We start from the raw sequence: 25,708 nt of genomic DNA, 5'->3' as shown, positions 1-25,708 counted from the left end.
TCGCGAAGCTACGACGGAACATCCGCCAGCGCCGAGGTGAGAATACCTTGGATCGCATTGACCACTTGATCCCCATTGACCACGGTAAATAGCACCGCGGCCAGGGCGGCAGCTGCTAGCGAGCCCATTGCATACTCGATCGTGCTCATTCCCTCGTCGTCACGCAGGGATCGCAAGACGCGGGCAAAGTTTTCAGACATGAGTTTTCTCCTAAGGTTGTGGTGATTGGTACAGCATTGTGCTGGCAAGGTTGATGACTATTGGGGCGAGCCCCAAGATGAAGAACGCTGGTAGGAAGCACAATGACAGCGGAAGTGCGATCAGAACACCCGTCCGTTCTGCGCTTGCTACAGCGGTATCGTTGGCTTCTTGTCGTAAGGTTTCGGCTACGCGCTGGCAACTATTTGCCAGGGCGGCACCGGTGTGCTCAGACACCTCCGCGATCCGGGCGACATCCGCAATCCCAGGTGTGCCTTCGGCGGGCGCCCACGCAGCGCGAGCATCCACCCCGATTCTCAATAAGGCAGCAATCGAACCCCACACCTCACGGGTCGGGCCATGTGCAAGTTCTGCCACGATGTCTGCTGCTTGGGCAGTAGAGCGCCCGGCGCGCACACATGAGGCAAACAAGTCGATGTCTGCAGAGATCGTCAACGCGTCGGTCGGGCCGTCCCGCTGACGAGCGTGGGGTCGTGGTTGGGCGACGATTCGTTGGCTTGAACGTCGTGTCGGCCAAACCCACAAAGCGATTGCTAGCAGTATCAAGGTCAACATTGGTGCCCCGCAGCCCGGTGGGTCATCACCTGTACCCACGCGAATCCCCCACAGGCGAGGCTCACCCCACCGATGAGCAGTACATTGCCCAACGAAGTTTGGCAGAGAAATTCAAGGGGATGCGCGCCCATCGCGGCTCCCATTCCAATCCCAGCTAGCGGCAACAGAGCAAGCACCACAGCTGTTGCCTGCGGGCCCTGCAAGGATGCCTGAGTACTAGCGGAATGCCGCAGCCGAGTATCGATACGTCGTTGGCATTGTTCCAGGAGCACTCCCAACGCGATACCGCGCGATTCCGACACCGCCCAGAGCTTTCCTAGATAGCGCAGATCAGGGCAGGTGCTAGGGGCGTCGATGAGCAGGTGTGCCCCGCTGGCCCCCATCGCAGTGTGCCGGGCCGTTGTGTGGAGGACCCCGGCGATCTCCGGTGTCGTTGCAGGTGGGAGGTTGGCGCTGATCCCGCGAATGCTGTGGCCGATGGACGCCCCGGCCGCGACATCGCTGAGTAGCTGACCGACGACTGCTGCCGTCGCTTGGGCATTGCGCGTAGCTGTTCGGCGTCGACGTCCGCGCTGTACCGTCCACCACAGCGTCGCAGCGACCACGGTCCCAGCTAGCAGCAGCCCAACGCCCGCCCACCACGCTCCGATCACCACAACGGGGACTGTGAGCACGCTCCACCGAACTTGGTGATTCTTTTGACCGGCTATTCGGTGGCTGGCCCGTCCAGTCGGCAAGACCAGCAGTGCAGTCGCCAGGAGCAAGCAGCTAATCATCGTGACCTCCGGCAGAAAGCGCGGGATCAGGGTGGGACCAGATCGACTCGATGGCCAGTTCCCTCGCCCTCGTGTTGACGAGCCTCCCAATATGCGCCAGAAACCGCCCCTGCGGGGTTCGCTTCATCGCCACTACTAGCTGCACCGCCGCGATGAGCTGCGCGTGCAAAGCATCCCGGTCGAGCCCGCCCAGCCGTGCGAGTGCTTCCATCCGGGCGGGGACTTCGTGAATGGAATTGGCGTGGATAGTCCCAGCTCCACCGTCATGGCCGGTGTTTAGAGCGGCCAGTAGATCAACGACTTCCGCCCCACGGATCTCACCCAGCACAATCCGGTCGGGACGCATCCGCAATGCTTGTTTGAGCAGATCGCCCATTGAGATAGCACCTGCCCCTTCCACATTGTGCGTCCGGGCCACCAAACTCAACACATGAGGATGCTGCGGCTTGAGTTCTGCGGTGTCCTCAATGCAAATGATTCGTTCCTCAGGCGATACCTCCCCGAGCAGGGCGGATAGCAACGTCGTTTTCCCAGAGCCCGTTCCGCCCACGACCAGAAAAGACTGTCGATCGCGCACCGCCGCCCGCAGCAACTGCGCTGCCTCCGCGGGCACACTTGCGCGCTTCTCCAAATCAGCCAAGCTTGTCGACGCCTGCCGGAGCACCCGCAGCGAGATGCAAGTACCGCCCTCCGCTGGAGGAGAGAGCATGGCGTGCACACGGATACTGGAGCCATCGTCGCGAAGTAACCGGCCGTCGGCGAAAGGCTGAGCATCATCCAGTCGGCGTCCACAAGACACTGCCAGCCGAGTTGCTAACTGCCGAACCGAGGCCTCACTATCAAAGGTCAATCGGGCTCGTTCTACTCCCTGCCCGCGATCGAACCAGACCGAGTCTGGCCCGTTGACCAGCACATCCGTCACACCGGGAACAGCCAGAATCTGCTCAAGTTCGCCCACACCTTGAGAGTCGTTGCGGATGCGTCTTAACACTTGCAAAACCGCTTCATCGCTGATCACGCCTGCTTCTTGACGCACGAGCTGAGCTACGAATGTCGGGGTGACTTCACTCGCTGTTCGGCTAGCGAGCTGTTGCTGGATTCTTTCGATGATTTCTCGTTGGCTCAGCATGCCCATACCCGCCGTTCAGCGAGGATTTCCTCGGCACATTTCTTAAGCGCCCGTGGCAGTTTCACCAATCCTTGGGTTTCCACGGACTTCGAAAGTGTTGAGACATGAGGCAGCTCTGCGATGATCGGCATGCCAGCCAGTCGTTCCGCCTCCGCTAGATCAACCCCACACCAACCCCGATGGCGCAACACTGCCACCATTTCTGTCGCGGAGAGCTGTCGTCGAGATCTGGCGGCAATATCCGCGGCAGCTGACAAAGCTCGAATCTCCGCAGGTATCACCACGACGAGCGCTGCGCACCCCGCAGCAATTTCGATCATCTGATCACCCCACCGCGGCAGATCAATGATGACGTCTTCCGTGCGTAAACTATCCACCGCCCGCACAACATCGGCAGGAGAAAAAGTGGGCCCGACGGAAGCGCCCCGGTGCGATGTCAAGACGCTGACCTGCTGAGCTTTGGGCAAGGCTTGGCGCAAGTCATGCGAAGAAACTTGTCCAGAATCAAAACTAATATCACCCCAACGGGCGCCGAGTTCCGATTCGATACCTAACAGCAAATCGACTCCCCCGGAATACGGATCAGCGTCGATTAGCACACCGCTGCCGCTGGCTAGCGCCACAGCGGCAGCGAGGGTACTGGCCCCCGCGCCACCTACTGCTGGCATCACGCCAAGGCAATTGCGACGCCCAAGTGCCGGTGGCTCCGGCTCCTGACTACTGCCAAGGGCTCTCAGTAGTTCCGGGGACTGCGCAGGAATAACGTAGCCATCTTCGGCTCCGCAACGTAGCGCTGATCGCCAATCGATCGGCCCCGGATCCGCTGCCACGAAATAAATTCCCGGGCGCGGCGGTAAATCTTTCAAAGTTAAGGCGGCATCTTTGTCGACGACGACCGCCGACGCTGACCGCGCTAGCCGGGCAATCTCGACGGGTTCTACGGTGTCGACAATTTTGTGCCCGGTAGCGGCAGCAATATGCATGACTTCGGGATGGAGAGTCGGGTCTGCGATGGCAACAAGAATGGCGTTCATGCCTGCAAATATCGTGCATGCCGACAGTTCTGAACAAGAGGGCTTTCGGCATCGTGTGGATAACCCCGCTTTTTGTTGACGGTTACACAAAACCTGTGGATAGCTTCACTTGGGATCTGTTGTTGCACCGAGATGCAACCAAACGAGGACAGTAGAAATCCACCAGCGCCAAAATAAAAAGCGACGACCCGCGCCTCGGGGGGGGGTGGTGCGCGGGTCGTCATTTTTTAACCCGGCAACAGGGGGGGGACGTGCCGGGGCTGGCCACACAGTATATCGGGGCCGTGCAGTTTTTATTATACATCGCCTATACCATGGTGCAACAGCAAAGCGAATTTTCCGGAAAATTTTTTCGCTGCCAGGTTTTCCTGCGCAAAGTAAGATCGTCGTCATGCACCAAACCCCAGCCCAACTGCCCCAGTTGCCCAAGGTTGCGGCTTTTTTTGACCTGGATAAGACGGTGGTCGCAAAGAACTCCGCCTTCGCAGTGGGCCGGGAGTTCATCAATAACGGCCTCATCTCCCCGGTAGCAGCCCTCCAGCTCACCCTCGCGCAAGCCACCTACATGATCGCTGGGCACACTAACGAGCAAATGGACTCGACCCGAGATCAACTGACCAAAATGGTCACTGGCTGGGAAGTAGCCACCGTTCGTGAGATCGCCGAACAGACACTCAAGACGGTGATCAGCCCCAGCATTTATACCGAAGCGCAGGAGCTCATCCGCTTCCATCAAAACCTCGGTCACGACGTGATCATAATTTCCGCTTCTGTCACGGAGCTCGTCGCCCCCATTGCCCGAGAACTCGGCGTCCACCACGTCGTTGCCAGCGAGCTTGCCACCAAAGACGGCGTATACACCGGAGAGGTCCTTTTCTACGCCAAAGGCCCCGCCAAAGCCGCGGAAATCCGCAGGCTGGCCGAGGAATTCGGCTACGACCTAGACCGCAGTTTCGCCTACTCGGACTCTGCCACCGATATCCCGATGTTGGAGCAAGTAGGAAATGCCGTCGCGGTAAACCCCGACCGGGCGCTGCGACGCCACGCCACCATCCACGGTTGGGAAATCACCACATTCAAGAATCCACAGCCACTTTTCAACATCCCGACCAGCCGAGAAGTGGGCATTGGTGCTAGCGCTGTCGCAGGTGCCGCCGCACTAGCAGCAGGAGGATTCTGGCTGTTTAAGAACTACCGGTTCAAGCCAACCGAGCAATAGCTTCGGCTTCCGCCGCACCTGCCAAGAACGCGCGCAGCTGCAGGTCCAAGAAATCCTTCGGGTCGCTCGCGAACCCCGCAACGGCGGCCGCATATTCAGAACTGTGTCGATGCAGATAGACCTCAGGTACCGTCAGCCCTCGTGGGTCATTGCCTACTGCGACGGCTGCTAGACGAGCGCACCCTCGGGCAATCACCCCAGATCGAGAACCAAAACAACCGTAGTGAGCGATCACCCCATGGGCTATCCCCGCCAGGTTCTCCGGTCTCTGGACCACGATGTGAGCTAATTGTTGCAATGCTGAGACGTTGGTGACTGGTTTACCGTCCCCACCTGCTAGTACGTCCATTTTCGCCAAGATTTGCAGTGGGCTGCGCAAAAAAATCCGCGCAGAAGATTCGACCAGGTCTGGTGCCAGAAGCGAGTACACCGAGATTGCTGTCTCGGCCGGGACGGCGTCGATAAGCGCCGACAGCTTTGCCCCGCGCAGCACCCCTTCTGCGCTGGTCACTTCCCATTTCCGCAGGGACACCGGACGCCGGTGGACTTGGGCGATGGCCCGTGCGGTTTGCTCTGCAAGTGAGATTTCCGGCTCAGTCATGACACCTAGATTAGTGAGCCCGATGAGACCGGTCATTAGCACGACGCGGAGTTTCGTGGCACGATTATGAACTAGACGCTTTTAACAAAAGGATTTTTGGAGGATCACTGTGAGCAATGGCAAAGGCCTATACACCGCCGGCGACGAATCGTTTGCCCCTCGGGTAAACGCTATTCCACTTTCTGACGTGGACACCCGCGCAGCAGGCCAGGGCTCCATCGGTGACCTCGTCTCCGACGCAACCGCCCAGATGTCCAGCCTCTTCCGCGCCGAAGTGGAGCTAGCAAAGACGGAAATCGCCCAGTCTGCAAAGAAGGGCGCAATTGGCGGCGGTTTCTTCGGCGTGGCAGGCACCGTAGCGCTTTACAGCTCGTTCTTCTTTTTCTTCTTCCTCGCCGAGCTGTTCGCCGACCTCTGGATGCCACGCTGGGCAGCGTTCCTCGTGGTCTTCCTCATCATGATCGCTTTGGCTGGCATCTTCGCTTTCGTTGGTTTGAAGCAGATCAAGAAGGTAAAGGCACCTAAGAAGACGATCCAATCGGTTCAGGACATGAAGAACCTTGTCCCTGGCAAGGCCACGGCAAAGATCGAAGCTAAGGACCGTGGCCTGTACTCCTAACAGCCACACTCTGCCGAATTCCTCCCGTTTTCCGAGCCAGCACGCCACTTTTCCCGCGCGCGAAGATAACTCCCATGCAACACCCCGTTTCCCCTGGTGCGCTGGCCATTCCTGGCCCGTTTCAGCATGAGTTAGTGCACACCCGTGGCACGCGCCTCCACGCTGCCACCGCCGGAAACCCGCGCGCACCGTTCGTACTCTTGCTTCACGACGCCCTCGGCGGTTGGTTCGACTTTCTTCGACTCATCCCGCTACTGAGCGCCGATTTTCACGTCGCCGCCGCTACGGCCAGGGGTTTTGGCCAAAGCGATAAGCCACCCAGCGGCTACACAATCCGTTTCGCTGTAGGTGACGCTGCCGGGCTCATCGGGGCGCTCGGACACGAAGATGCCGTGGTTGTAGCTCATGGCAGTGCGACCCGGGCAGCTACCACGCTGGCCGCAAATTACCCCGAGCGCGTCCAACGTCTCATTCTGATCGACCCCTTGGGCCGCAACAACCTGTGGACGGTGCGTCGCAACCAAGCGCTGGCGCGCGTGAGCAGTCGAGTCCCCCAGCGTGTCGCACGCAAATCACTCCTCGATCCAACTGAATCATCCGAGCTGGTAGAACTGCGATCCCTGGCTTATCAGGTCGGCGGCACACACGCTGCCCGGCTAAAACACACACGCCTTCCACTGGCACCTCTCCCCATAAACTGGCACAGTACAGCGCAACAGCCGACGAGCACACTCCACGGGATGCCACAGTGGTACTCACCGGAAGAATGCGCAGCAACAATCATCCAAGTCTAATAGAGCTGGGATAACCTATTTGGCCACGCATTCACCGGTAGCTACCGGCTCCGTTTTCTGCTGGTAATCCCCCACGGTCCGTTGGATTTGTTCTCCGGTCAGCGCGTATCCAGTATCGGAGGAATCCACTGCAGCTCCGAAGACCATACCGAGCAGTTGACCATCCTCGGTGACCATTGGGCCACCCGAGTTTCCTTGACGAACTTCGCCACGAATGGTGTACGCTTCACGATCAATTCGATGTAGTGCATAGATGTCCGGCCCGTTGATGGTGATGCGCTCGCGAACCCGGGCCGTGGTGGCCGTGAAAGGGCCGGAACCCGGGAAACCCATGATGACGGTGTCCACACCGCTTTCCGCGGGTTGTGGCGCCCACGTCAAGGGAGCAAGACCTAACCCGGGCGCGTGAAGGACCGCGATGTCGATAGCAGGATCGTAAAACACCACGGTAGCCGGCTTGACACCCAATACCGTATCGAGCTTCACTGCCTCGGTACCCGCCACGACGTGTGCATTCGTGAACACATAGTCATCAGAGACTACAAAACCGCTGCCGGATAGCAGGTGCCGGCATTGCGACGCCTGACCGAGCACATGCACCACCGACGGTCGAATCTCCTGCACCACTTCAGGGTGAGCCACCTCAACTTTCGGTGCTAGTACGTTCGCCTTGATTTGCGGGTTGAACGGCGACGTTAGCGGTGGCAGCCCGGACTCATTCAGCATCGCCGAAATTTGATTTGGCAACGAGTGCAGTGGCGACGGCGCGTAACGATCAACCTCACGCAGCACCCGGGAGTTGTGCAGTTGTTGCGCAAAACTTCCGCTGGCTACCGTAGCCAACGGGATGGCTACCAACCAGACCACCACTAGCGTTGCTAGCGCCTGAAACAACGCCCCGAAAACGGAATCAAAGCGTTGCGTAGATCGCAGCTTCATCCGGTTCCGCAACGCGTTGCCAGCAATCCCGCCAGCCATGTTGCCCACACCGACGAGCAGAACAACCATAGCGATCGCCAGCAGGAAGCGGAACGCTGTGGAATCGGTGTAGCTCATCACCCACGGAGCCGCTGCCGCACCCAAAACTAGTCCGGCGATCACTCCAACGGTGGCCAACACCGAAGCCAGGGCGCCTTGGCGCCAACCCGTGATTAGGGTGCCAAGGACGATGACGGCAATGACGGCGTCGACAAGCATGCCTGTGGTCTCCTCGGCTGATTATTGGTTAAGACTCATTATTCTAACGCAGCAGCTGATTTTCCTGATTCCGGGACTTGCTCAGCTCAGCCTGGAGGTCATGAACCGTGGGGTCAAATTCTTGCTCCCAGCCTGCGGAGGCGATGACCGCGGCTAGGAGACCGCCCGTGAATCCCCAGATGAGGTAGTCATTGAATTTAAACGCCGGCCCCTGCCAATCGTTCCACCCCACCATCAATCGATTCTGCGGGTCAATCAGCGACAGCAACGGGGCAGTAAACACGTCATCAGTCTCGTCCGGGCTAGCCACCCGCACCGGGCTGGGGGTGTGCCAGTGCGCTAAGACTGGATGCACTGGGTAGCCCGTTCTCCGGATATGCACCTGATCGAGCTGCGCTAGCGGTGTGACCATTTGGCGGTCCAGCCCGGTTTCTTCCCATGCCTCCCGTAGGGCGCAGTCGACGGGGTTGGTGTCCGTCGGATCCAGTCGACCCCCAGGGAACGCCACCTGCCCCGAATGCGAGCGCATGCGTGGGGTGCGGTGTGTCAGGAGCACCTCGGCGTCATTGGGCAACGACGCGGTGGTTTCCGCCCCGGCCAGCAAAATTAGCACCGCGGCCTGGCGCTGCATGTCGGCGCCACTCATGCTGCGCTCCGGTAAGGATCTGTGTAGGCTACCGTCGGTCGCCCGGCTGACAAGCTGGTGCATCCATAGCGGCGCCGCCTCTGGACGCAAACTCGTATTGTTTCCCATTTAGAGTGTCACCTCACTAACCGCGGCTTCCAATTCCGCCAATGTTGAAAATGTCCGCGGGAATGTGCGTGCCACGGTGCCGTCAGGACGCACCACGAGCGTGATAGGAACCACGTTCGGCAGCGCCAATTTACCTGCGAAAACACCAATATTGTCTTGATAGCTGGGCAGCTTGATCTGCAGGTCATTCAGCATGGCCGCCCCATTTGCAGCATTCGGGTCCGCATGCACCCCCACCACGGAAAACTCCGGGTGAGCCGCCGCAAAAGCGTCCATGACAGGCAACTCCGCCCGACATGGCTCGCACCACCAAGCCCACACGTTCACTACGGTCGGTTTGCCTGCCAGGCCGACAGATTTCCCACCCAAACACGCCAAGGACACCCCGGCCACATCCGCTTCCGGACAATCCGGGCGAGGATCTACCTGCGCCACCGCAGGCTTATCGACGCCCGTCTCTTCCACTCCCGCTGGCCCAGTGTTACGCAGCATCCCAGGAAGCAATGCCAGCACCACAGCTAACACCACGACGCTGCCAGCTATCGACCACTTCACTGTGTTATTCATCAGTACCCTTGTTCTTTACTAGGCCCGCCTCGTTGGCGACATCGCTCAATCCCACCAACTGCAGCAGGTGCGGCCGCTCGCTGCCCTTGACTAATCTTGCCGCTTCTAGTGGATCAGCGGGACCGACTATCCCTGCATTCGGACACAGTTTAGCGATCGAGCATGCGCCACAAGCAGCCCGCCTAGAATGACACACTCGCCGACCATGGAAAATCAACCGATGCGAAAACATTGTCCACTCTTTGCGCTCAATGAGGACCATGATTTCCTTTTCAACGGCTACTGGGTCGGTGGCGTCGCTAAGCCCTAGCCGACGCACCAGACGCCCAAAATGGGTGTCCACGGTGAGCCCAGGCACACCGAAGGCATTCCCGAGCACCACGTTTGCAGTCTTGCGTCCGACGCCTGGCAGTTTAACGAGATCTTCAAGTTTGGCCGGAACCTGGCCTCCGTATTCCGTGACCAGCACCTCACCTAACCCACGTAGCGCGGTGGCCTTATTGCGATAAAACCCCGTCGGCCTGATGAGGGCATCGAGCTCCTCGGGGACCGCATCCGCATATGCCTGCGCCGTTGGATAGCGCCGAAAAAGCTGTGGGGTTACCTGGTTAACCCGAACGTCGGTTGTTTGGGCAGAAAGCACCGTAGCCACCAAGAGTTCCAGTGGCGAGGTGAAGTCCAACTCCGCCCGAGCCTGCGGATATGCCAGCGCCAAGTCACGATTGATCCTGCGCGCTCGACGTTTCTTCCCCAGCGGAGTTTCCGCTGTCCAATTCTTCATGTTTTCCACTTTAGGCGCGAGGAGAAATTAGGCTTTAAGTATATTGGGAGTAATGAGCATCTTCTTCTCTGTGCTGACCCCCGTCGTCCTGGCTATTTTCGCCATCCAAATGGAAAAGTTTGAGGCCTTTTCCACCCGACACCGGTCTACCCCAGCGCAGGGTGCGCCTGACGTTGAAGCAGAAAACTAGGGTTTGTAAGCCATTTCATTCAAAAATTTGCTCACATTAGCCGAGCCAAGTTGCACATATCACAGCATTTCGCCCCAATTGATTCTAAACCCATGTAGAGTCTTTAAGGGTGCGGCCTAGCTGATCGCGCAGTTGCTTGCTAACGGATTGTGAACTGTGCACGCCGCATTTGAACGGTTATATTTCCGATTTTGTTTCGTTTCACAAGGAGAAGTGATTTGGAAGGCGTACACGACATCCTATCCCGAGCAGGGATCTTCCAGGGTGTAGATCCAATCGCTGTTAACAACCTCATTCGCGACCTAGAAACCGTGCGTTTCCCGCGAGGCACCACCATCTTTGAGGAAGGCGAACCAGGCGATCGCCTGTACATCATCACCTCAGGCAAGGTGAAGCTCGCACGCCACGCTAACGACGGACGCGAAAACCTGTTGACAGTAATGGGACCATCCGACATGTTCGGCGAGCTGTCCATCTTCGACCCAGGCCCCCGCACTTCCTCCGCAGTATGCGTGACCGAAGTGCAAGCCGCCACTATGAACTCAGAAATGCTGCGCCAATGGATCTCCGATCATCCTGAGATCTCCGAGCAGCTGCTCCGCGTCCTCGCACGTCGTCTGCGTCGCACCAATGCCTCACTGGCCGACTTGATCTTCACCGACGTGCCAGGTCGCGTGGCAAAGACCCTGCTACAACTGGCTAACCGCTTCGGTTCCCAGGAGGGCAACGCCCTGCGCGTGAACCATGACCTCACTCAGGAAGAAATCGCGCAGCTCGTCGGCGCATCCCGCGAGACGGTAAACAAGGCGCTCGCCACCTTCGCACAGCGCGGCTGGATCCGCTTGGAAGGCAAGTCCGTCCTCATCTCGGACGCAGAACACCTGGCCAAGCGCGCACGTTAAGCGTCACTGCCGAAAGCAAGGAGCCCGGGTCTTAGTTCAGTGAACTAAGACCCGGGCTGTTTACTAACCCATGCATCTGGGTTCGGCGCATGAGAGCGCCTAGCCCCTATCCCAGCGAATCCAGGTACCGCACGGTCACGCGTGTGGACTGCGCAGCAGCGCCCCGCAGAACGGGATCTACATCGGTGTAGATTTCGTCGACGAGTTGCTCGATGGAGACGTCGTCGCCAAGCTTGCGGCGGGCTTGTTTGACCTGCTCCAGGCGATGCTCGCGGCGCTCGATGTACTTGGCTGCCAATTCGGCGGTGTCACCGTGCTCTGGCCCGTGAGCTGGGAGCATCGGGATGCCTGCGCCACGATCTTCCAGGAGGCGCAGGGATTCGAGGTAAGCTCCGAGGTCGCCGTCGGTCTCGGAAATCATGGTGGTGTGCCGTCCGGCGATGGTGTCTCCGGTGATGATGCCTTCGAGGGTGGATTTTCCAGCCTCACCGCTCCAGATGAAGAAGCACACAGAGTCGCTAGTGTGGCCCGGCGTGTGAACGACCTCGATTTGCGGGGAGAGGCCATCGAGGGTGATGATTTCGCCGTCTACCAGCTTTTCCCCGCCTCGGCAGTAGGTGGCATCGAAGCCACGTACTGGTGCGCCGGTGAGCTGGCGGAATCGATCAATGGAATCGGCGTGGTCGTGGTGACGGTGAGTGATAAGAGTCAACGTGACATGTCCTGCCTTTTGCTGCAGAACGTTGAGGTGGCCTTCGTCCTCTGGGCCCGGATCGATGACAACCGCCACGGTGTCCTCGGGTCCGCGAATGATCCACGAATTGGTGCCTTCAAGCGAACTGTACCCGGGGTTTGGGCAAAGCACGACGGCCGCGGATTCGGTAACTGGACGTAACTGACTGTAAGCAGGGTGCTCCATAGTCACAATCTTATCCTTTAATGGGCAGGAAGTTGCGATCCTCAGCTGGCGATCTCAACCACAATCTCAATTTCCACCGGCGCGCCAAGTGGCAGTTCGGCAACACCTACGGCTGAGCGCACATGGGTTCCCCGCTCGCCAAAAATTTCTCCAAGCAGTTCAGATGCACCGTTGACTACCTTCGGCTGATCGGTATATCCGTCCGCGCTAGCCACATAGCCGGTAACTTTGAGAACCCGCGTGACGTTGTCGATCCCAGCAACCGCGTCAATAGCCGCGAGCGCGTTGAGCGCAGCAGTGCGAGCAAGGTCGTAGGCGACCTCCGTGGAGACATCCCAGCCGACTTTCCCAGTCACTTCCAGGTTGCCTTTAACGATCGGCAGCTGCCCTGAGGTCCACACCTGGTTGCCGACTGCCAGCGCCGGCACGTAGGCCGCAACCGGCTTAGCGACGCCCGGAAGTTCAATGCCCAGTTCGGCTAATCGATTGCTAATCATTGCTTTTCCCGCTTCATGAACGCAACGAGTTGCTCCGAATTAGCGCCAGGAACTACAGATACGAGCTCCCAGCCATCCTCACCCCAGGTGTCCAGGATTTGTTTGGTCGCGTGCGTCAAGAGTGGCACAGATGCATATTCCCAAGTTTTCATGAAATCTAGCTTAGTTAGATTCCGACCAGTTCCCCACCATTAGCCAAATATTCTGCCCAGGAAGTCACATGGGGGTTCTTGCGCAAGAGTGCTCGACGTTGCCGCTCAGTCAGCCCTCCCCAGACCCCGAACTCCACACGGTTATCCAGTGCATCTGCCCGACACTGCAGCATAACTGGGCAATGCCGACAAATGGCTGCCGCTCGACGCTGTGCTGCTCCGCGGACAAATAGCGCGTCCGGATCCCCATCGCGGCATTTTGCCAAGGTGACCCATTCGCCTCGTTCTACCAACTGCTTCTCATTTAAGAGTGATGCGGTCACGGCTTCCTGGCCTCCCTTTGGTCGAGATAACTCTCACTAACAGCTGTAAGTGTATTCACACACTTTGCACATTGTCGAATGCGTCACACAAATGGGGGACTGACAACTGGGAGATATTGCGTAGGGTATATAGCGTGCCTAAGTTCCAATCATCGCTTAAAGCGCTTGCCGCGGTTATCGCCGCCGGCATAGTCAGTGCTGCCGCCCTTGCTCCTGTCGCGAGTTTGTCCGGTGTTGCAATCGCACAAACCGAACGCACAATGGAGTCGGATCTCACTGACCTGACTGATGGTGTTTCCCCTGGTGTCACCACCATTACCGACAGTCAAGGCAAGCCGATTGCCTGGGTGTATGACCAATACCGCCTAGACGTTAAATCGGAGCAAATTGCCGACGTCATGAAGCAAGCTATCGTCTCCATCGAGGATCGCCGTTTCTACGAACACGACGGCGTGGATTGGCGTGGCACGGCACGTGCGATGGTCGCTAACGTCACCTCCGGGGGTGTTTCCCAGGGCGCTTCGACACTGAATCAGCAATATGTAAAGAACTATCTTTACCTTGTTGACGCACAAAACGAGGAAGAACAAGCGGCTGCTATTGAGACTTCAGCGGCTCGCAAACTTCGCGAAATGCGGATGGCCTCCGATTTGGAAAAGCACCTTTCCAAGGACGAAATTCTCACCCGCTACCTAAATATTGTCCCTTATGGCAACGGTGCTTTCGGTATCCAAGCTGCGGCTTCCACCTATTTTGGCGTTTCTGCAGCTGACCTCAGCGTCGATCAGGCAGCCATGCTGGCAGGCATCCTGCAATCGTCTTCGGCATTGAACCCGTACACCAATCCAAACGGAATGTTGGAACGCCGCAACCAGGTACTCGATGCGATGGTGGTGTCCCAGCATTTAACTGCCGAGCAAGCCGCCCAATTCAAGACGAAACCTCTTGGGGTGCTCGACCAGCCGAAGCGACTGCCCAACGGCTGTATTTCGGCAGGCAACAATGGCTTCTTCTGCGACTACGCCATTAAGTATCTCCAAGGACACGGCGTATCGAAGGAACAGCTCACACATGGCGGCCTGACCGTCAAGACAACCTTAGATCCGTCAGTTCAAGAGGCTGCACACAACGCGGTTACGCGTCAAGCTAACCCGCAAGCTACCGGCGTGGCCGAAGTGCTCAACGTGGTGCAGCCGGGGAAGGACTCTCGTCGAATTTTGGCGATGACATCCTCACGAACCTACGGCCTCAACCCCGAGGCCAGCGAAACCGTGCTCGCCCAGCCCGCTTCTCGATCCGGCAATGGCGCCGGCTCTGTTTTTAAGATTTTCACGGCGGCCGCCGCTATCGAACAAGGGATGGGAATCGAAACTGTCCTTGATGTTCCTCGCCGGGTGGAGATGCGTGGCATGGGCCACGGCGGAGCCGAAAACTGCCCAGCTGACGCCTACTGCGTGGAGAACGCCGGAGTGTATCGCCCGCAAATGTCACTGAAGCAGGCGTTGGCGCAATCCCCCAACACCACTTTCGTGAAGCTCATCGAGCAGACCGGGGTTCCAGCGGCCGTCGACATGGCAGTGCGCCTTGGGCTGCGAGACTACACCGATGAGGGCAGCTTCGACGGCCAGGCGTCGATCGCCCAATACGTCAAGGACCACAATATGGGCTCCTTCACTTTGGGACCAATGGCCGTAAATCCTCTGCAGCTATCCAACGTGGGCGCCACGATCGCGTCCGAAGGCATGTGGTGTGAGCCAAACCCGATCGAGTCAGTCACCGATCGTTTTGGCCAAAAAGTCGAGGTCAAACACACACCGTGCGAGCAGGCTGTCGACGCCAAAGTAGCTACCGCCCTGGGCGAAGCCCTCTCTGATGATGTCAAGAATGGTACGGCCTCCGACGCTGCCCGTGCCGCTGGTTGGTCGGCACCAACCGCGGCCAAGACTGGCACGACCGAGTCTCATCAATCTGCTGCTTTCCTCGGCTTCAACTCAAATTTCGCAGCCGCGCCGTACGTCTACAACGACGGCACCACCACCGCCTCACTGTGCACGTCCCCGCTGCGCCAATGTGCCAATGGCAACCTCTATGGCGGTATGGAGCCGGCTCGCGCCTGGTTCGATGTCGCCCGCAACACCCCAGGTGCAGCCAGCGGGTCTCTCGGTAAAGCCGCCCCTGAGCAGGTCAAGGGCAAGACACAAGCGCTTATCGACGAAGTGGTGGGCAAGCCTCAAGCCACCGCAAAGCAACTCCTGGAGTCCCGCGGCCACCAGGTGAAAATTGAATCTGTTCCCGGCCCTGCCTACAACCGAGGCACGGTAGTTTCAGCCCGGTTCGACAATCTACAAGGGGCAAACCCGCCGGTCACGCTGCAGATTTCCGATGGTTCGCAGCGGCCGGCGCCCGTGGTAGTTCCGTCCCAAACCTACGAGGAGGAGCCGGCTACTCCGGACTCGCCACCCGATCTAGGAGCAATTATTCAAAACTTGCTTCGCCAAAACGGCTTATAGAGTTATTGCGCCGCTAGGGCGTTGCGGACGGCCGTCGATAAGCGTTTGCCGTCCACCCTGCCCGCTGCAGCCTGAGTCGCTAGCTGCATGACAGGGCCCATCTTCGCTTCCGGACCCGCCTCTGCGATTGCTGAATGGACGAGGCTAGCGAGTTCATCGTCGCTGAGTTGCTTTGGCTGATAGTCCGCGAGGATTTTGGCCTCGGCGAGTTCTGTGTCCGCAAGCTCCTGGCGTCCGTTGGCTGCATAGACCTCCGCAGACTCGTTGCGCTTCTTGATTTCCCGCGCGATCAGCTTCACGATGTCCGCATCGCTTGCCTCATGCTTCGTTCCGGAAACTTCCTCCGTTTGAATAGCAGCCAGCAGCATCCGCAGGGTGGCGGTGCGCTCCTTCTCACGGGCTTTCATGGCTTCTTTTAGATCGGCTCGAATTTGGTTCTTGAGGTCACTCATGGTTTCCAGGATACGCACCGTCTACCATGGATGATGTGTCAAAACTCGTCCGCTTTTCCCTGTCCGCTCTTGCTGCCGGCTCTGTAGCCGGTTTGGGGCTCGCCGCTTATGGCTACCGCTCTCTCACCGATTTCCGACTCAAGCACGTCACGGTGCCGGTGCTGGACCCAGGGGTAGTGGACAAAGAATTTACTATCCTGCACATCTCTGACCTGCATATGCTGCCTTCACACCGGGCAAAGCAAGCATGGGTATCCTCACTCGATGCGCTGAACCCGGACCTTGTCATCAACACTGGCGATAACCTAGGCTCCGCCGATGCCGTCCCCGCGGTCTTGCAGGCACTCAGCCCGCTCCTCCACCGCCCCGGCCTGTTTGTATTTGGGACTAACGACTACTTCGGGCCACGCCCGGTCAACCCCGTCAAATATCTCTTGGGCAAAAAGCGCAAAGTCAGTGAGGAAAAGTTGCCGTGGGAGGGCATGCGCGCCGCCTTCATCGAACGCGGCTGGCACGACGCCACCCACAAGCGCGTCGAGTTCAAGGTTGGAGATGTGCGGATTGCTGCCGCCGGTGTCGACGACCCCCACCACGACCTCGACGACTACTCCCTTATCTCAGGTGCCCCGAACGCTGACGCGGACCTCTCGCTCGCCCTCACCCACTCCCCCGAGCCGCGAGTACTCGCTTCCTTTGAAGCCGACGGCTACCAGCTCTCGCTATCTGGGCACACACATGGTGGACAGTTGTGCCTGCCGGGCGAGCGGACCATCGTCACCAACTGTGGGATCGACCGCAAACGCGCCTCCGGATTGCACCGCTTCGGGAAGATGTGGATGCACGTCAGCAATGGTCTCGGCACGTCGAAGTATGTCCCGTTTCGCTTGTGGTGCGCGCCTTCCGCGACACTCATTCATGTGACTGCCGCGTAAGATCAGTTGCCACCACTCTGAACAGGCGTTTTGTTTCCGTTGCCGGTGCGGGTCTATGGTGAATTTATCGGGATATAGCGCAGTTTGGTAGCGCACGTCGTTCGGGACGACGGGGTCGCAGGTTCAAATCCTGTTATCCCGACTCTTTGAGGAGGGTTTCCCAGTAAGTTTTGGCGGGAAACCCTCCTTCTTCGTTGTCGTGACGCCGTTGAATGCCTTTGATACTGCTCACTTTTCGAGTTTTGTACCACCTGAAAGGCAACCGGAGAAGGCAGCCCTCACCCCCGGAGAAGGCAGCAAACACCCCGAACCAAACTTCACCACACCGTAGCACCAAATACGCGCTGTCTGGGTTAAGTAAAGAAAAGTGTGTCTCGTCGGCGTGTCGTCGGCCGTGCGGGTGTGCTGCACAAGTGCTATGTCGTCGCTTCGGCGTAGTCCGACTACGCAGAGCAGCGTTTTTTAATGAATATAATCCCACAGCGGTAGTCCGACTACACCGAAGGGACGACATCGAGCGAGCTACGGCTGCCAGACAACAGTAAATACTGGCTTCAGGCCCACAACACTGCGGAAAACATGAATGAGAGACACGCTTTCGACTACTTAACCCCGCTGTCTACTGACGTTTCAGTGTGGTGAAGTTTGAGCGATGTCTTTAACCACCAAATAAATAGGAATACTAACTAAGTATCGAAAGATAAGCAGCGCTAATGTTAATAAACTAAGGTTCGGCCAATAATCTATTAAGAGGTTTCACTTAAAGAAAATTCGCCATTACGATAAGCTGCATGAAATTCTGGCAGCTTCCTGATGCCCTCCGGAGAGGAAATCCACCGACCACCGCCCCCGACCAGCAACCCGCAACCATACCATCAGACCCTGAACACAAAACTGCGCAGCACCTGCGAGTATGCGTCAACTCCAGCACTCAGAATGACCTAGCCACAGTATGGGACCGACTTGCTCAAACGCTCTCTTCCGGAGCCGGCTCCGCAATTGTCCGCAACCGAGTAGTCACTCGGAAGATAAGCAGCCACACCTTGGAAGTATCTGCCATGAGCAGCCAGGCGGAGGCGGAAATCGCCAGTTTCATCAACGTGCACATCGCCTGCGCAGTACACAAGCACGCGCCCGACGCGCAGGTGAGCTATGAAACCGAGTTGTTCTCTTCCGGCCCCACAGACGCCGAATAACCAGCAAACTTGCTCACCAAGAATCCACACACTGCGGTAGCTGCCAGCACTCCGAGGGACACTCCGAGCACCGTGGTGGATCCCGAATTACCCGCTGAGGTCAACGCGCCCGTCGAGTAGTGCATGGGCATGAAGGCGGAAACTGCGCCGAGCACTGGGGAAATGTCCGCACGGGAGGCGAGTTTCCACACAAATCCCACTGCGCCAATCTGCACTAATAGCCCTGCCCACATGACATAGCTGCCCCAGCGGGGACCGAAGACGGCCACGAGTCCACGGGCGAGGAAACCGGCCGCTAGACCGGCCAGAATTACTGTCGCCACCAAACCAGCTCCCACCACCGGGGTCAGATCCGTGGCCAACACAAGTGCTGCGAGCGCCCCCATAAGCAGGACTGCCACGAAGCCGAAACGGGAGGTCAGCGAGCATCCCACCATCACGAGCGCGGAAATCAGGAAACCTAGGAGCGGGATCAAGGTGGGCATTGGCTCCTCAGCAGCTGGAGCAACGTCGGCTGGCAGCGCCCGCTGCACGGCACCAATCTTCTCCTTGTTCTTGGCAGCCATGTTGTCGACTTTCACCGCGCCGTCGCGAAGCTGGTTGGCCCCGTTTGAAGCCTCTGCCAGGCCGGCGTCAAGCTCCGCGAGGCCGGTGGCCAGCTCTTTTGAGCCTTTGGTGGCGGAGTAGATACCGTCGTGGAATCCATATCCAGGGACGGCCAGCTGGTTCGCGATTTCCCGCGAACCAGTACGCAGCTGGCTGAGCTGATCAACCATCGCCCCATCCAATTTGAACTGTTCCACCTGGGTACGGAAGCCCGCGAGTTGCTTGCGGAACTCCGCAGCCTCCGGAGACTTGTCTTTCTCCAACTCGGCGGAAACCCGGTCGATTTCGCGAACAATCTGCATTTGGATCAAGCCGATGCCCTGCACCTGGTCGACGGCTTGTTGAACGCCGTCGGCTACCTTCACCGCGCCGTCGCCAAGCTGACCCGTGCCAGCCTGGAGCTGCACCATACCGTTAGAGAGCTCGTTGGCTGCCCCGGCCGCGGTATGCCCTCCTTCGGCGAGTTTCCCGGTCCCGTCGGCGAGTTGTCCTGCACCGCTACTGAGTTCCTTGGTACCGCCGATCAAAAAGCCTGCCTGAGAGCTGGCCTCGCCAGCTGCCCGGCGCGCCGGCACTAAATCCGCTGCTCCGGGGGCTGCCGAAGGCTCGTCTGGTGACGACCACGCCGCGGACGGATCCGAATTCGTAGCAATCGAATACGCCGCACCGCCGATCAACGGCAGCACGAGTAGCAAGGCAAAAAGAAGACGGCGAATGGGGCGCATACAGAAGAATTTAGGTCACTCGAGTGCCATTTTGGCTGTGGACGCACCGGAAATGCAGGCAGAAAGAATGGGAGAACAGTGATTGTGGCTGCTAAAATCGCTTACTATTACGCGCTCAACACCCCGAGCGACCTGTGATGATCAGTGGCCCAACAGGCCGGACTTATAAGGAAAATCGACAGCCCAAGGTGTGATTTACACGTGACCCTGCTTTTCGTCCTGCTACTGGCAGGAACGGCAGTAGTGGCATCCCCACTACTCGTTAAGACCCTTGACCGGAAAGCAGGGTGGCCACTAGCCGCACTCTTTGTGGCCGCCGCTGTGATCATGACGCAGTCGCCCGCGTCGATCGACGTCCCCTGGGCCCTCGGCGCGCACTTCGCCCTCAAAGCCGACTCCTTAAGCACCTTCTTTGCTTTGCTCGCCCTGCTGGTCGGCGCAGTTGTATTCTGTTATTCCGCAGCCTACCTGCCCCGACGCACTGGAAACACGAGTTTCTACGTGATCATGTCGGCGTTCATGTTTGCGGTGTTGCTGCTGGTGCTTGCCGACGACGTCATCACCCTCTTCGTCGGCTGGGAACTAGTCTCGATCGCATCTTTCCTGCTCATCGCCCGTTCGGGATCAGGCGGCCAGGATGGCTCCGTGCGTACTTTGATCCTCACGTTTGTCGGTGGCCTCACCTTGCTCACCGCAGTGGCGATCGCCTCAACGCAAGCAGGAACGACCAACCTTTCCGAGATTTTGGCTAACGACATCTGGGCCAACCACCGGCTGACCGAATTGTTAGCAATTCTCATCGCGGTCTCGGCATTCACTAAAGCTGCCCAGTTCCCCTTCCACTTCTGGCTGCCCGAAGCCATGGCTGCTGCCACTCCGGTGTCAGCCTTCCTGCACGCCGCTGCGGTGGTGAAGGCAGGTGTGTATGTGCTGCTGCGCTTTTCCGGAATTTTCCACTCCGAGCCCGTATGGAACGCACTGTTGATTTCGGTGGGCTTGACCACCGCCGTGATGGGCGCGCTTTTTGCCATCCAGAAGACCGACTTGAAGCAGCTCACCGCCTATTCCACGGTGTCCCATTTGGGCTGGTTGGTGGCCACGATCGGGGTGGGAACTCCCCTGGCGCTGGCTGCTGCGCTGGTACACACCATGGCGCATGCCCTGTTTAAGTCAAGCTTGTTCATGTTGATTGGTGTGGTGGATCACCAGACCGGCACCCGCGATATTCGTCGCCTGGGCCCACTGGTTCGTCGAATGCCTTACACGTTCGGATCCATGGTGGTCGGTGCGCTGTCCATGGCGGCTGTGCCACCACTGTTTGGCTTTGCTTCAAAGGAAGGCATGCTCGCAGCCTTGGAGCAGAGCAGCGAAACGTTCGGCAACCCCGTGTTTACTCCCTTGCTCCTTGCAGTCGCCGCCTTCGGAGCGCTGTTGACCTTCACCTATTCCGCACGGATCATTTTCGGCTCCTTCATTGATGGCCCGCGCGATATGTCGCACGTCAAGGAAGCGCCGGTTTCTTTGTGGCTTCCTGCGGCTTTGCCAGGCCTTTTGTCGATCCCAGTTGCATTCGCTCTGCCTTGGTTGGATGCTCCGGTCGACGCTGCAGTGGCGGCAATTGGGTTGGAATCCCATTCGCATCTCGCGCTGTGGCATGGCATCAACGCCCCGTTCCTGATTTCGCTGGCGGTGCTAGTAATCGGTTGCATCGGTGTGTACTTCCGCAAGCCGTTGCTCGCCCCGATTGAGCGTAAGCAATTGCTTCCGTTTACGGGGGCTTCGGTTCTCCATGCTGTAACCGAGGCGTCAAAACGCTACGGCCGGCTCGGCGCAGGTGTTGCAAACTCCTTCTCTCCTGCCCGCCACCTGGCTTGGCCATTTGCCGCAGTCATCACACTTGGTGTTGCTGCCGCAGTCACCGGCATGGACGGTGCCGGCCTAGCTCCTCGGGTAGCCAACACTGATCGCGTGATGGATCTCTTGCCGTTCGCAATCATCGTCGCTTGCGTGTTGTCCTTGCTACGCACCCGTTCGCGGATTAGCGCCACGATTTTGCTCTCCGCAGTCGGCGTTGGCGTCACGCTGCAGATCCTCATGCTGGGCGCCCCGGATGTTGCCCTCACGCAATTCCTGGTGGAGCTACTGGTGATCGTCATGATCATGATGGTCCTGCGGCATCAGCCACGTGGTTTCCACCCGGTGCGCACGCGCCGTAAATACTGGTCGGGGGCGATCGCGGCTGCGACCGGCGTGGTGACGTTCTTCGGGGTCTACACCCTACTTGGCCGACACGAGCGCCCTAAGCTGGCGATGTGGTACTTGCAGGAGGCGCCGGGCATTTCCGGAGGCGCGAACGTCGTCAACACCATCCTGGTCGAGTTCCGTGCTCTGGATACGATGGGCGAATTGTCCGTTCTGGGCATGGCTGCCGTGGTGATTGCTGCGGTAGTCGCGTCGATTCCGCGGGAACGGGGCGTCGATACGCAGCCACTGCTTGAGCCGGAACGCAATGCCTTGCCGCTGCGCCACTTGCAGCGATTGCTGCTGCCGGTTTTGGGACTGCTCAGCCTGTTTATCTTTATGCGCGGGCACAACTCCCCCGGCGGTGGCTTCATCGCCGCGCTGGTGGCGGCTTCGGGTTTCATGCTGGTGTATCTAGCCAAGCCAGCCGACGCCCCCGTGGTTCCCAAGCGGGTGCCGTTCATTTTGACCGGCGTTGGCGTGACCACAGCGCTGGTAGCGGGCTTTATCGGCATGACCCACGGCTCTTTCTTGTATGCCATCCACGGCCATTTCCTGGGACAACACCTCACCACTTCGATGATTTTCGATGCCGGTGTCTACCTCGCAGTGCTAGGAATGGTGAGCCTGGGCATCAACGCACTCGGCGGGGAGAGTCGACCCGGCGCCGACGAGCTACCTTATGACCGGCCTGCCGATACACCCGTCCCGCCCCCGACGGTGCGGGAGCGCAAAACTGATCAGCATGATCGACAACGTGCCCGAAATGTGGAGACCGCACTGCAACTCGCCCAAGCACAGGCCGCAACCAAGGAGGACCTCAAGTGATTATTGCTTTGAGCATCGCAATCCTTATGGCCGGTGGCGTCTACCTGGTGCTCCAGCGCGGGATGTACCGCATCGTTATCGGCATGTCGTTGATTAGCCACGCCACCAACTTGATCATTTTGGCCGCCGGTATCGGCGCATGGCGCAGCGAGCCCTTCTCCGACACCCCGCTCGACCAAGCCGCCGACCCTATCCCACAGGCGTTCGTGCTGACAGCAATCGTGATCGCGATGGCCACCACCACGTTCATGCTTGCTCTAGCTGCGGTGGGACGAAATGACGACACTGCCTCCCAGCACGCCAACGAGGTGGACACGAACCAATTGGTCACCGCCGCGCGTAATGCCTACGCGGTGCCTGCGGACGACCCTCGGGCAATCCACAACCAGCAGCTTCTCGACGGCGGTGCCAAGTGATCCTCCCCCTTTTCCTCGCAATCCCGCTGCTCGGCGCAGCCCTGTCCGTCCTATTCCCGAACCGCATTTTTGCCACCGCGCTTTCCTTACTGCTTCCTGCAGCAAGCATCGCCGGGGGTGTCTGGCTCTTCCAGCAGGGCCCGCAAGCCCACGCGGTGGGTCTCTACGTAGGCGGGGTGGCGATCCCCTTCGCGGCTGACGCCTTTTCTGCGGTGATGATCGTAACCACCGGTATTGTCACTTTCACCAGCAACTGGTTCGCAGCCGCCGCCGGTGAGACGCGCGCCCGTTTTTACCCGGCGCTCACCTTGATGCTGCTCGGCGGTGTCAACGGCGCCCTGCTGACCGCCGACCTGTTCAACCTGTTCGTCATGGTAGAGGTCATGCTGCTGCCTTCCTACGGGTTGATGGCGATGACCGGCACCCGTTCCCGACTCGCAGCTGGACGAACTTTCGTGCTTTCCAACCTGTTGGCATCGACGATGCTGCTGCTCGGCGTGAGCTTTGTCTACGGTGTCAGTGGCACCGTAAACATCGCCGCGCTGGCCGGGGCAGCTGACTCCGGCCCACTCGTGGTGGCCTTCGGCCTGGTAGTTATCGCGCTGGTCATCAAAGCCGGCGTCTTCCCCATGCACACCTGGTTGCCACGTACCTACCCGGCGACGTCCCCTGCGGTGATGGGACTTTTCTCCGGCTTACACACCAAGGTGGCGGTCTACGCCCTCTTCCGGATCTACGTGGTCATTTTCGATTGCAACCCCCGCTGGACCTGGTTCATCATCGTCGTGATGGTGGTAGCCATGCTGGTTGGTTCTTTCGCTGGCCTGGCGGAACGCACCATTCGCAGGGTCTTGGCCTACCAGATGGTCAGCGGTATGCCATTCATTCTGGTCATGCTTGCTTTCGGCACGGAAAACGCGCTGGCTGCTGGCCTGCTGTACACCGTGCACCACATGATCACGATGGGAGCGCTGATCCTCACCGGTGGCGCCATCGAGGAAACCTACGGCACAGGGACACTTTCTAAGCTCTCTGGCTTGGCCCGCAGGGATCCCTGGGTTGCGGCGGTATTCGCGGCGGCATCCTTCTCTATCGTTGGCTTCCCGCCATTTTCCGGCATGTGGGGCAAAGTGTTCCTAGTGTTGGAGGCGGCCCGCCAGGGTGATGCCCGGTCCTGGGTCGTGATCGCGGCGATCATCGTGGCGTCGATAGGCTCGCTATTCTCGATGCTCCGCCTCTGGCGCAAAGTTTTCTGGGGTCGCCCGCCCGAGCAGTACCCCGTCACGCTCGTCGTCCCGTGGGCAAAGCTCGCCCCCGGCGCCGCACTGCTAGCTGTGTCTGTGGTGATGTTCTTCGCCGCCGGCCCGCTTACCGACGCCATCCTGCACGGCACCCACGACCTGTTCAACGTCTCTGGCTACAGCTCAATGATCCTGAGCGATAATCCGGTAGGAGTGGTCCGCTAATGCACTTGCTGAAATTCATCCCCTGGCTGATTGGGCAGATCTTCGTCGGTGGCGTCGTTATCGTTCGAGATTCCTTCTCCCCCGGTAACGCCATGCAGCCCGTCATCGTGTCCTACCCCCTCCGAGTGACCTCCGAGCGCGACATTTTCTGGTTCTCCACCTGCATCACCATCACGCCGGGAACACTCTCGCTCGGGCTTCGCGACGACCGCCTCCTGGTCCACGCCGTGTACGGAGCGGATCCAGGCGAGGTCCTCGCAGGACTTGCAGACATGGAAGAACGCCTCGTCCCTTCCATCCGCGACATCGACCGCGGCGCGCCAGGCCAAGGCCCCGGTAACCCGCTCCACTCCACCTTCGTGGCCGGACACTCCGACACGAACTACGGCCCTTACACAACGGAGGAACGCTAATGGTCACCTACATTCTGCTGGGCGTGTGCGCGGTGTCGATGATCGCCAACCTCGCCTTACTGATCTCCACCAAGGATGACGCAACGCGCGCAGTACTCGCCGACATGGTGTTCTACCTCATGCTGGCCTTCTACATCGGCTGGGCGATCCTGAATGACACCTCTATCGTCTACGAGGTTCTTCTGCTGGGTGCTCTGCTAGGCCTGCTATCGACGGTCTCTGTGTCACGAATCCTGTCGAAGGGGCGTCGCTGATGCTGACCACAGTTTCCATGATTTTGCAGATTGTTGCCGCCCTGTTCATTCTCGGCACTGTGATCGCGCTCTGGCGCGCGCCCGACGCCCTGACCCGCATCAATGTCATGGGCCCGACCACCGGAGTGGCGCTGCCGCTGCTTGCAGTGGCAAAGCTGCTCGAAGACTTCGCAGCTGGTCCCGTCGATGCGAACTCAGTGGTCCGAGTCGTACTCGTGATTTGCGGACTGTGGATCGTGGCGGCTGTCTCGTCGTTCTACATGGCCCGCGCTATTCACGACGCTGTGGAAAGCCTCTAGTTCGTTCGGTTTCGAGGGGTTAATTTCGCCGCTGATGGGTGGGCTTCCGGGGTGCTGGGTAAGCGAGCTTCAGAAGTACTGACTAGCAGGTGTGCAGCCCCAAGCGCTGAACGACAACCCGCACCCGGCCAGTATCCAAATC

30 protein-coding genes and 1 tRNA gene are annotated in these 25,708 nt (G+C 59.0%); 15 read left to right on the top strand and 16 right to left on the bottom strand.

Annotation, left to right across the window (positions count from 1 at the left end):
- Positions 1-8: 8 nt before the first annotated feature.
- From CEPID_RS01375 to ssd, 5 genes are all read right to left on the bottom strand, one after another.
- Positions 9-200 (bottom strand): DUF4244 domain-containing protein, encoded by a 192-nt coding sequence (locus CEPID_RS01375; protein ID WP_047239440.1) that lies wholly within the window; start codon positions 198-200, stop codon positions 9-11.
- Positions 201-210: 10 nt separating this feature from the next.
- Positions 211-576, bottom strand: a complete 366-nt coding sequence (locus CEPID_RS13540; protein ID WP_236684270.1) for a type II secretion system F family protein — start codon at positions 574-576, stop codon at positions 211-213.
- Between the two features lie 191 nt (positions 577-767).
- Complete coding sequence (locus tag CEPID_RS01365; protein ID WP_158408006.1) at positions 768-1,538, bottom strand: type II secretion system F family protein; 771 nt, start codon at positions 1,536-1,538, stop codon at positions 768-770.
- Between the two features lie 4 nt (positions 1,539-1,542).
- A complete protein-coding gene (locus CEPID_RS01360) occupies positions 1,543-2,679 on the bottom strand; it encodes a TadA family conjugal transfer-associated ATPase (RefSeq protein WP_083984481.1) in 1,137 nt (378 codons plus the stop codon).
- Positions 2,673-3,713, bottom strand: coding sequence for a septum site-determining protein Ssd (ssd, locus tag CEPID_RS01355; protein ID WP_047239437.1), 1,041 nt, complete (start codon positions 3,711-3,713; stop codon positions 2,673-2,675). The genes CEPID_RS01360 and ssd overlap by 7 nt, the downstream gene beginning before the upstream one ends.
- A 391-nt stretch (positions 3,714-4,104) precedes the next feature.
- Between ssd and CEPID_RS01350 the strand changes: the two genes are divergently transcribed.
- Complete coding sequence (locus CEPID_RS01350; protein ID WP_047239436.1) at positions 4,105-4,932, top strand: HAD family hydrolase; 828 nt, start codon at positions 4,105-4,107, stop codon at positions 4,930-4,932.
- Here the strand turns inward: CEPID_RS01350 and CEPID_RS01345 are convergent.
- Entirely contained in the window at positions 4,913-5,533 is a 621-nt protein-coding gene (locus tag CEPID_RS01345; protein WP_144413409.1) for a hypothetical protein, read from the bottom strand. The genes CEPID_RS01350 and CEPID_RS01345 overlap by 20 nt on opposite strands.
- 109 nt (positions 5,534-5,642) lie before the next feature.
- Here CEPID_RS01345 and CEPID_RS01340 point away from each other — a divergent pair, with 109 nt between their 5' ends.
- Both CEPID_RS01340 and CEPID_RS12355 read left to right on the top strand, forming a co-directional pair.
- Positions 5,643-6,152, top strand: coding sequence for a phage holin family protein (locus CEPID_RS01340; RefSeq protein ID WP_047239434.1), 510 nt, complete (start codon positions 5,643-5,645; stop codon positions 6,150-6,152).
- A gap of 74 nt (positions 6,153-6,226) precedes the next feature.
- Positions 6,227-6,946 carry an alpha/beta fold hydrolase gene (locus CEPID_RS12355; protein WP_052843274.1) on the top strand — a complete coding sequence of 240 codons (720 nt, stop codon included), beginning with the start codon at positions 6,227-6,229 and terminating at the stop codon, positions 6,944-6,946.
- A 15-nt stretch (positions 6,947-6,961) separates the two neighbouring features.
- Here the strand turns inward: CEPID_RS12355 and CEPID_RS01330 are convergent, their stop codons facing one another.
- From CEPID_RS01330 to nth, 4 genes are read right to left on the bottom strand one after another with little or no spacing between them, the layout of a single operon-like run.
- Positions 6,962-8,143: a MarP family serine protease gene (locus tag CEPID_RS01330; protein WP_047239433.1), complete on the bottom strand. Its 1,182-nt coding sequence runs from the start codon at positions 8,141-8,143 to the stop codon at positions 6,962-6,964.
- Between the two features lie 43 nt (positions 8,144-8,186).
- Complete coding sequence (locus tag CEPID_RS01325; protein WP_047239432.1) at positions 8,187-8,897, bottom strand: NUDIX hydrolase; 711 nt, start codon at positions 8,895-8,897, stop codon at positions 8,187-8,189.
- A complete protein-coding gene (locus CEPID_RS01320) occupies positions 8,898-9,464 on the bottom strand; it encodes a TlpA family protein disulfide reductase (RefSeq protein WP_047239431.1) in 567 nt (188 codons plus the stop codon).
- Entirely contained in the window at positions 9,457-10,245 is a 789-nt protein-coding gene (nth, locus tag CEPID_RS01315; RefSeq protein WP_047239430.1) for an endonuclease III, read from the bottom strand. Before nth ends, CEPID_RS01320 begins: the two co-directional genes overlap by 8 nt.
- Positions 10,246-10,297: 52 nt before the next feature.
- Between nth and CEPID_RS13265 the strand changes: the two genes are divergently transcribed.
- Both CEPID_RS13265 and glxR read left to right on the top strand, forming a co-directional pair.
- Positions 10,298-10,435, top strand: coding sequence for a hypothetical protein (locus tag CEPID_RS13265; RefSeq protein ID WP_158408005.1), 138 nt, complete (start codon positions 10,298-10,300; stop codon positions 10,433-10,435).
- Between the two features lie 218 nt (positions 10,436-10,653).
- On the top strand, positions 10,654-11,337 hold the full coding sequence (glxR, locus tag CEPID_RS01310) for a CRP-like cAMP-activated global transcriptional regulator GlxR (protein WP_047239429.1): 684 nt from the start codon (positions 10,654-10,656) through the stop codon (positions 11,335-11,337).
- A gap of 106 nt (positions 11,338-11,443) precedes the next feature.
- On the opposite strand, the gene CEPID_RS01305 is transcribed toward glxR, so the two are convergent.
- From CEPID_RS01305 to CEPID_RS01295, 4 genes are read right to left on the bottom strand one after another with little or no spacing between them, the layout of a single operon-like run.
- Positions 11,444-12,256 carry an MBL fold metallo-hydrolase gene (locus tag CEPID_RS01305; protein ID WP_047239428.1) on the bottom strand — a complete coding sequence of 271 codons (813 nt, stop codon included), beginning with the start codon at positions 12,254-12,256 and terminating at the stop codon, positions 11,444-11,446.
- A 41-nt stretch (positions 12,257-12,297) separates the two neighbouring features.
- Positions 12,298-12,753, bottom strand: a complete 456-nt coding sequence (locus CEPID_RS01300; RefSeq protein ID WP_047239427.1) for a RidA family protein — start codon at positions 12,751-12,753, stop codon at positions 12,298-12,300.
- Positions 12,750-12,905 carry a DUF4177 domain-containing protein gene (locus CEPID_RS13060; protein WP_144413408.1) on the bottom strand — a complete coding sequence of 52 codons (156 nt, stop codon included), beginning with the start codon at positions 12,903-12,905 and terminating at the stop codon, positions 12,750-12,752. The genes CEPID_RS01300 and CEPID_RS13060 overlap by 4 nt, the downstream gene beginning before the upstream one ends.
- 14 nt (positions 12,906-12,919) lie before the next feature.
- The gene (locus CEPID_RS01295) at positions 12,920-13,228 is read right to left on the bottom strand and encodes a WhiB family transcriptional regulator (protein WP_047239426.1); all 309 of its coding nucleotides are present in this window, start codon (positions 13,226-13,228) and stop codon (positions 12,920-12,922) included.
- A 134-nt stretch (positions 13,229-13,362) separates the two neighbouring features.
- Here CEPID_RS01295 and CEPID_RS01290 point away from each other — a divergent pair, with 134 nt between their 5' ends.
- Complete coding sequence (locus CEPID_RS01290; RefSeq protein WP_047239425.1) at positions 13,363-15,738, top strand: transglycosylase domain-containing protein; 2,376 nt, start codon at positions 13,363-13,365, stop codon at positions 15,736-15,738.
- 2 nt (positions 15,739-15,740) lie between these two features.
- On the opposite strand, the gene CEPID_RS01285 is transcribed toward CEPID_RS01290, so the two are convergent.
- Positions 15,741-16,190: a GatB/YqeY domain-containing protein gene (locus tag CEPID_RS01285; protein WP_047241254.1), complete on the bottom strand. Its 450-nt coding sequence runs from the start codon at positions 16,188-16,190 to the stop codon at positions 15,741-15,743.
- Between the two features lie 26 nt (positions 16,191-16,216).
- On the opposite strand from CEPID_RS01285, the gene CEPID_RS01280 reads away from it, so the two are divergent.
- The 3 genes from CEPID_RS01280 to CEPID_RS13055 all read left to right on the top strand — a co-directional run bounded on the left by CEPID_RS01280 (position 16,217) and on the right by CEPID_RS13055 (position 18,318).
- Positions 16,217-17,122: a metallophosphoesterase gene (locus tag CEPID_RS01280; RefSeq protein ID WP_047239424.1), complete on the top strand. Its 906-nt coding sequence runs from the start codon at positions 16,217-16,219 to the stop codon at positions 17,120-17,122.
- Positions 17,123-17,190: 68 nt separating this feature from the next.
- Positions 17,191-17,264: transfer RNA gene (locus CEPID_RS01275), tRNA-Pro, on the top strand.
- 649 nt (positions 17,265-17,913) lie between these two features.
- Positions 17,914-18,318, top strand: a complete 405-nt coding sequence (locus CEPID_RS13055; protein ID WP_144413407.1) for a hypothetical protein — start codon at positions 17,914-17,916, stop codon at positions 18,316-18,318.
- On the opposite strand, the gene CEPID_RS01270 is transcribed toward CEPID_RS13055, so the two are convergent.
- Positions 18,273-19,649: a hypothetical protein gene (locus CEPID_RS01270; RefSeq protein ID WP_047239423.1), complete on the bottom strand. Its 1,377-nt coding sequence runs from the start codon at positions 19,647-19,649 to the stop codon at positions 18,273-18,275. The two genes, CEPID_RS13055 and CEPID_RS01270, sit on opposite strands and share 46 nt — an antisense overlap.
- Positions 19,650-19,850: 201 nt before the next feature.
- Between CEPID_RS01270 and CEPID_RS01265 the strand changes: the two genes are divergently transcribed.
- From CEPID_RS01265 to CEPID_RS01240, 6 genes are read left to right on the top strand one after another with little or no spacing between them, the layout of a single operon-like run.
- A complete protein-coding gene (locus CEPID_RS01265; RefSeq protein WP_083984325.1) occupies positions 19,851-22,718 on the top strand; it encodes a DUF4040 family protein in 2,868 nt (955 codons plus the stop codon).
- Positions 22,715-23,134: a cation:proton antiporter subunit C gene (locus CEPID_RS01260; RefSeq protein WP_083984324.1), complete on the top strand. Its 420-nt coding sequence runs from the start codon at positions 22,715-22,717 to the stop codon at positions 23,132-23,134. Before CEPID_RS01265 ends, CEPID_RS01260 begins: the two co-directional genes overlap by 4 nt.
- Entirely contained in the window at positions 23,131-24,600 is a 1,470-nt protein-coding gene (locus CEPID_RS01255; protein WP_047239422.1) for a monovalent cation/H+ antiporter subunit D family protein, read from the top strand. Before CEPID_RS01260 ends, CEPID_RS01255 begins: the two co-directional genes overlap by 4 nt.
- A complete protein-coding gene (locus CEPID_RS01250; protein WP_047239421.1) occupies positions 24,600-25,013 on the top strand; it encodes a monovalent cation/H+ antiporter subunit E in 414 nt (137 codons plus the stop codon). Before CEPID_RS01255 ends, CEPID_RS01250 begins: the two co-directional genes overlap by 1 nt.
- Entirely contained in the window at positions 25,013-25,267 is a 255-nt protein-coding gene (locus CEPID_RS01245; RefSeq protein WP_047239420.1) for a monovalent cation/H+ antiporter complex subunit F, read from the top strand. Before CEPID_RS01250 ends, CEPID_RS01245 begins: the two co-directional genes overlap by 1 nt.
- Positions 25,267-25,566 carry a Na+/H+ antiporter subunit G gene (locus tag CEPID_RS01240; RefSeq protein WP_047239419.1) on the top strand — a complete coding sequence of 100 codons (300 nt, stop codon included), beginning with the start codon at positions 25,267-25,269 and terminating at the stop codon, positions 25,564-25,566. The genes CEPID_RS01245 and CEPID_RS01240 overlap by 1 nt, the downstream gene beginning before the upstream one ends.
- Positions 25,567-25,708 lie beyond the last annotated feature (142 nt).

It is taken from the genome of Corynebacterium epidermidicanis (genome assembly GCF_001021025.1).
In the GTDB taxonomy this organism is placed as follows: Bacteria; Actinomycetota; Actinomycetes; order Mycobacteriales; family Mycobacteriaceae; genus Corynebacterium; species Corynebacterium epidermidicanis.
The sequence above is the reverse complement of the archived record's forward strand: the minus strand, read 5'-3'. Positions and strand labels throughout refer to the sequence as shown.

Coding starts and splice junctions, on each gene's coding strand:
- CEPID_RS01320 (WP_047239431.1), bottom strand. CDS start 9,464: ATGAATAACACAGTGAAGTGGTCGATAGCTGGCAGCGTCGTGGTGTTA.
- CEPID_RS13055 (WP_144413407.1), top strand. CDS start 17,914: ATGAAATTCTGGCAGCTTCCTGATGCCCTCCGGAGAGGAAATCCACCG.
- CEPID_RS01285 (WP_047241254.1), bottom strand. CDS start 16,190: ATGAGTGACCTCAAGAACCAAATTCGAGCCGATCTAAAAGAAGCCATG.
- ssd (WP_047239437.1), bottom strand. CDS start 3,713: ATGAACGCCATTCTTGTTGCCATCGCAGACCCGACTCTCCATCCCGAA.
- CEPID_RS01245 (WP_047239420.1), top strand. CDS start 25,013: ATGGTCACCTACATTCTGCTGGGCGTGTGCGCGGTGTCGATGATCGCC.
- CEPID_RS13265 (WP_158408005.1), top strand. CDS start 10,298: ATGAGCATCTTCTTCTCTGTGCTGACCCCCGTCGTCCTGGCTATTTTC.
- CEPID_RS01250 (WP_047239421.1), top strand. CDS start 24,600: ATGCACTTGCTGAAATTCATCCCCTGGCTGATTGGGCAGATCTTCGTC.
- CEPID_RS01360 (WP_083984481.1), bottom strand. CDS start 2,679: ATGCTGAGCCAACGAGAAATCATCGAAAGAATCCAGCAACAGCTCGCT.
- CEPID_RS01325 (WP_047239432.1), bottom strand. CDS start 8,897: ATGGGAAACAATACGAGTTTGCGTCCAGAGGCGGCGCCGCTATGGATG.
- CEPID_RS01270 (WP_047239423.1), bottom strand. CDS start 19,649: ATGCGCCCCATTCGCCGTCTTCTTTTTGCCTTGCTACTCGTGCTGCCG.
- CEPID_RS01240 (WP_047239419.1), top strand. CDS start 25,267: ATGCTGACCACAGTTTCCATGATTTTGCAGATTGTTGCCGCCCTGTTC.
- nth (WP_047239430.1), bottom strand. CDS start 10,245: ATGAAGAATTGGACAGCGGAAACTCCGCTGGGGAAGAAACGTCGAGCG.
- CEPID_RS01300 (WP_047239427.1), bottom strand. CDS start 12,753: ATGATTAGCAATCGATTAGCCGAACTGGGCATTGAACTTCCGGGCGTC.
- CEPID_RS01345 (WP_144413409.1), bottom strand. CDS start 5,533: ATGACTGAGCCGGAAATCTCACTTGCAGAGCAAACCGCACGGGCCATC.
- CEPID_RS01375 (WP_047239440.1), bottom strand. CDS start 200: ATGTCTGAAAACTTTGCCCGCGTCTTGCGATCCCTGCGTGACGACGAG.
- CEPID_RS01305 (WP_047239428.1), bottom strand. CDS start 12,256: ATGGAGCACCCTGCTTACAGTCAGTTACGTCCAGTTACCGAATCCGCG.
- CEPID_RS01350 (WP_047239436.1), top strand. CDS start 4,105: ATGCACCAAACCCCAGCCCAACTGCCCCAGTTGCCCAAGGTTGCGGCT.
- CEPID_RS13060 (WP_144413408.1), bottom strand. CDS start 12,905: ATGAAAACTTGGGAATATGCATCTGTGCCACTCTTGACGCACGCGACC.
- CEPID_RS01280 (WP_047239424.1), top strand. CDS start 16,217: ATGGATGATGTGTCAAAACTCGTCCGCTTTTCCCTGTCCGCTCTTGCT.
- CEPID_RS12355 (WP_052843274.1), top strand. CDS start 6,227: ATGCAACACCCCGTTTCCCCTGGTGCGCTGGCCATTCCTGGCCCGTTT.
- CEPID_RS01330 (WP_047239433.1), bottom strand. CDS start 8,143: ATGCTTGTCGACGCCGTCATTGCCGTCATCGTCCTTGGCACCCTAATC.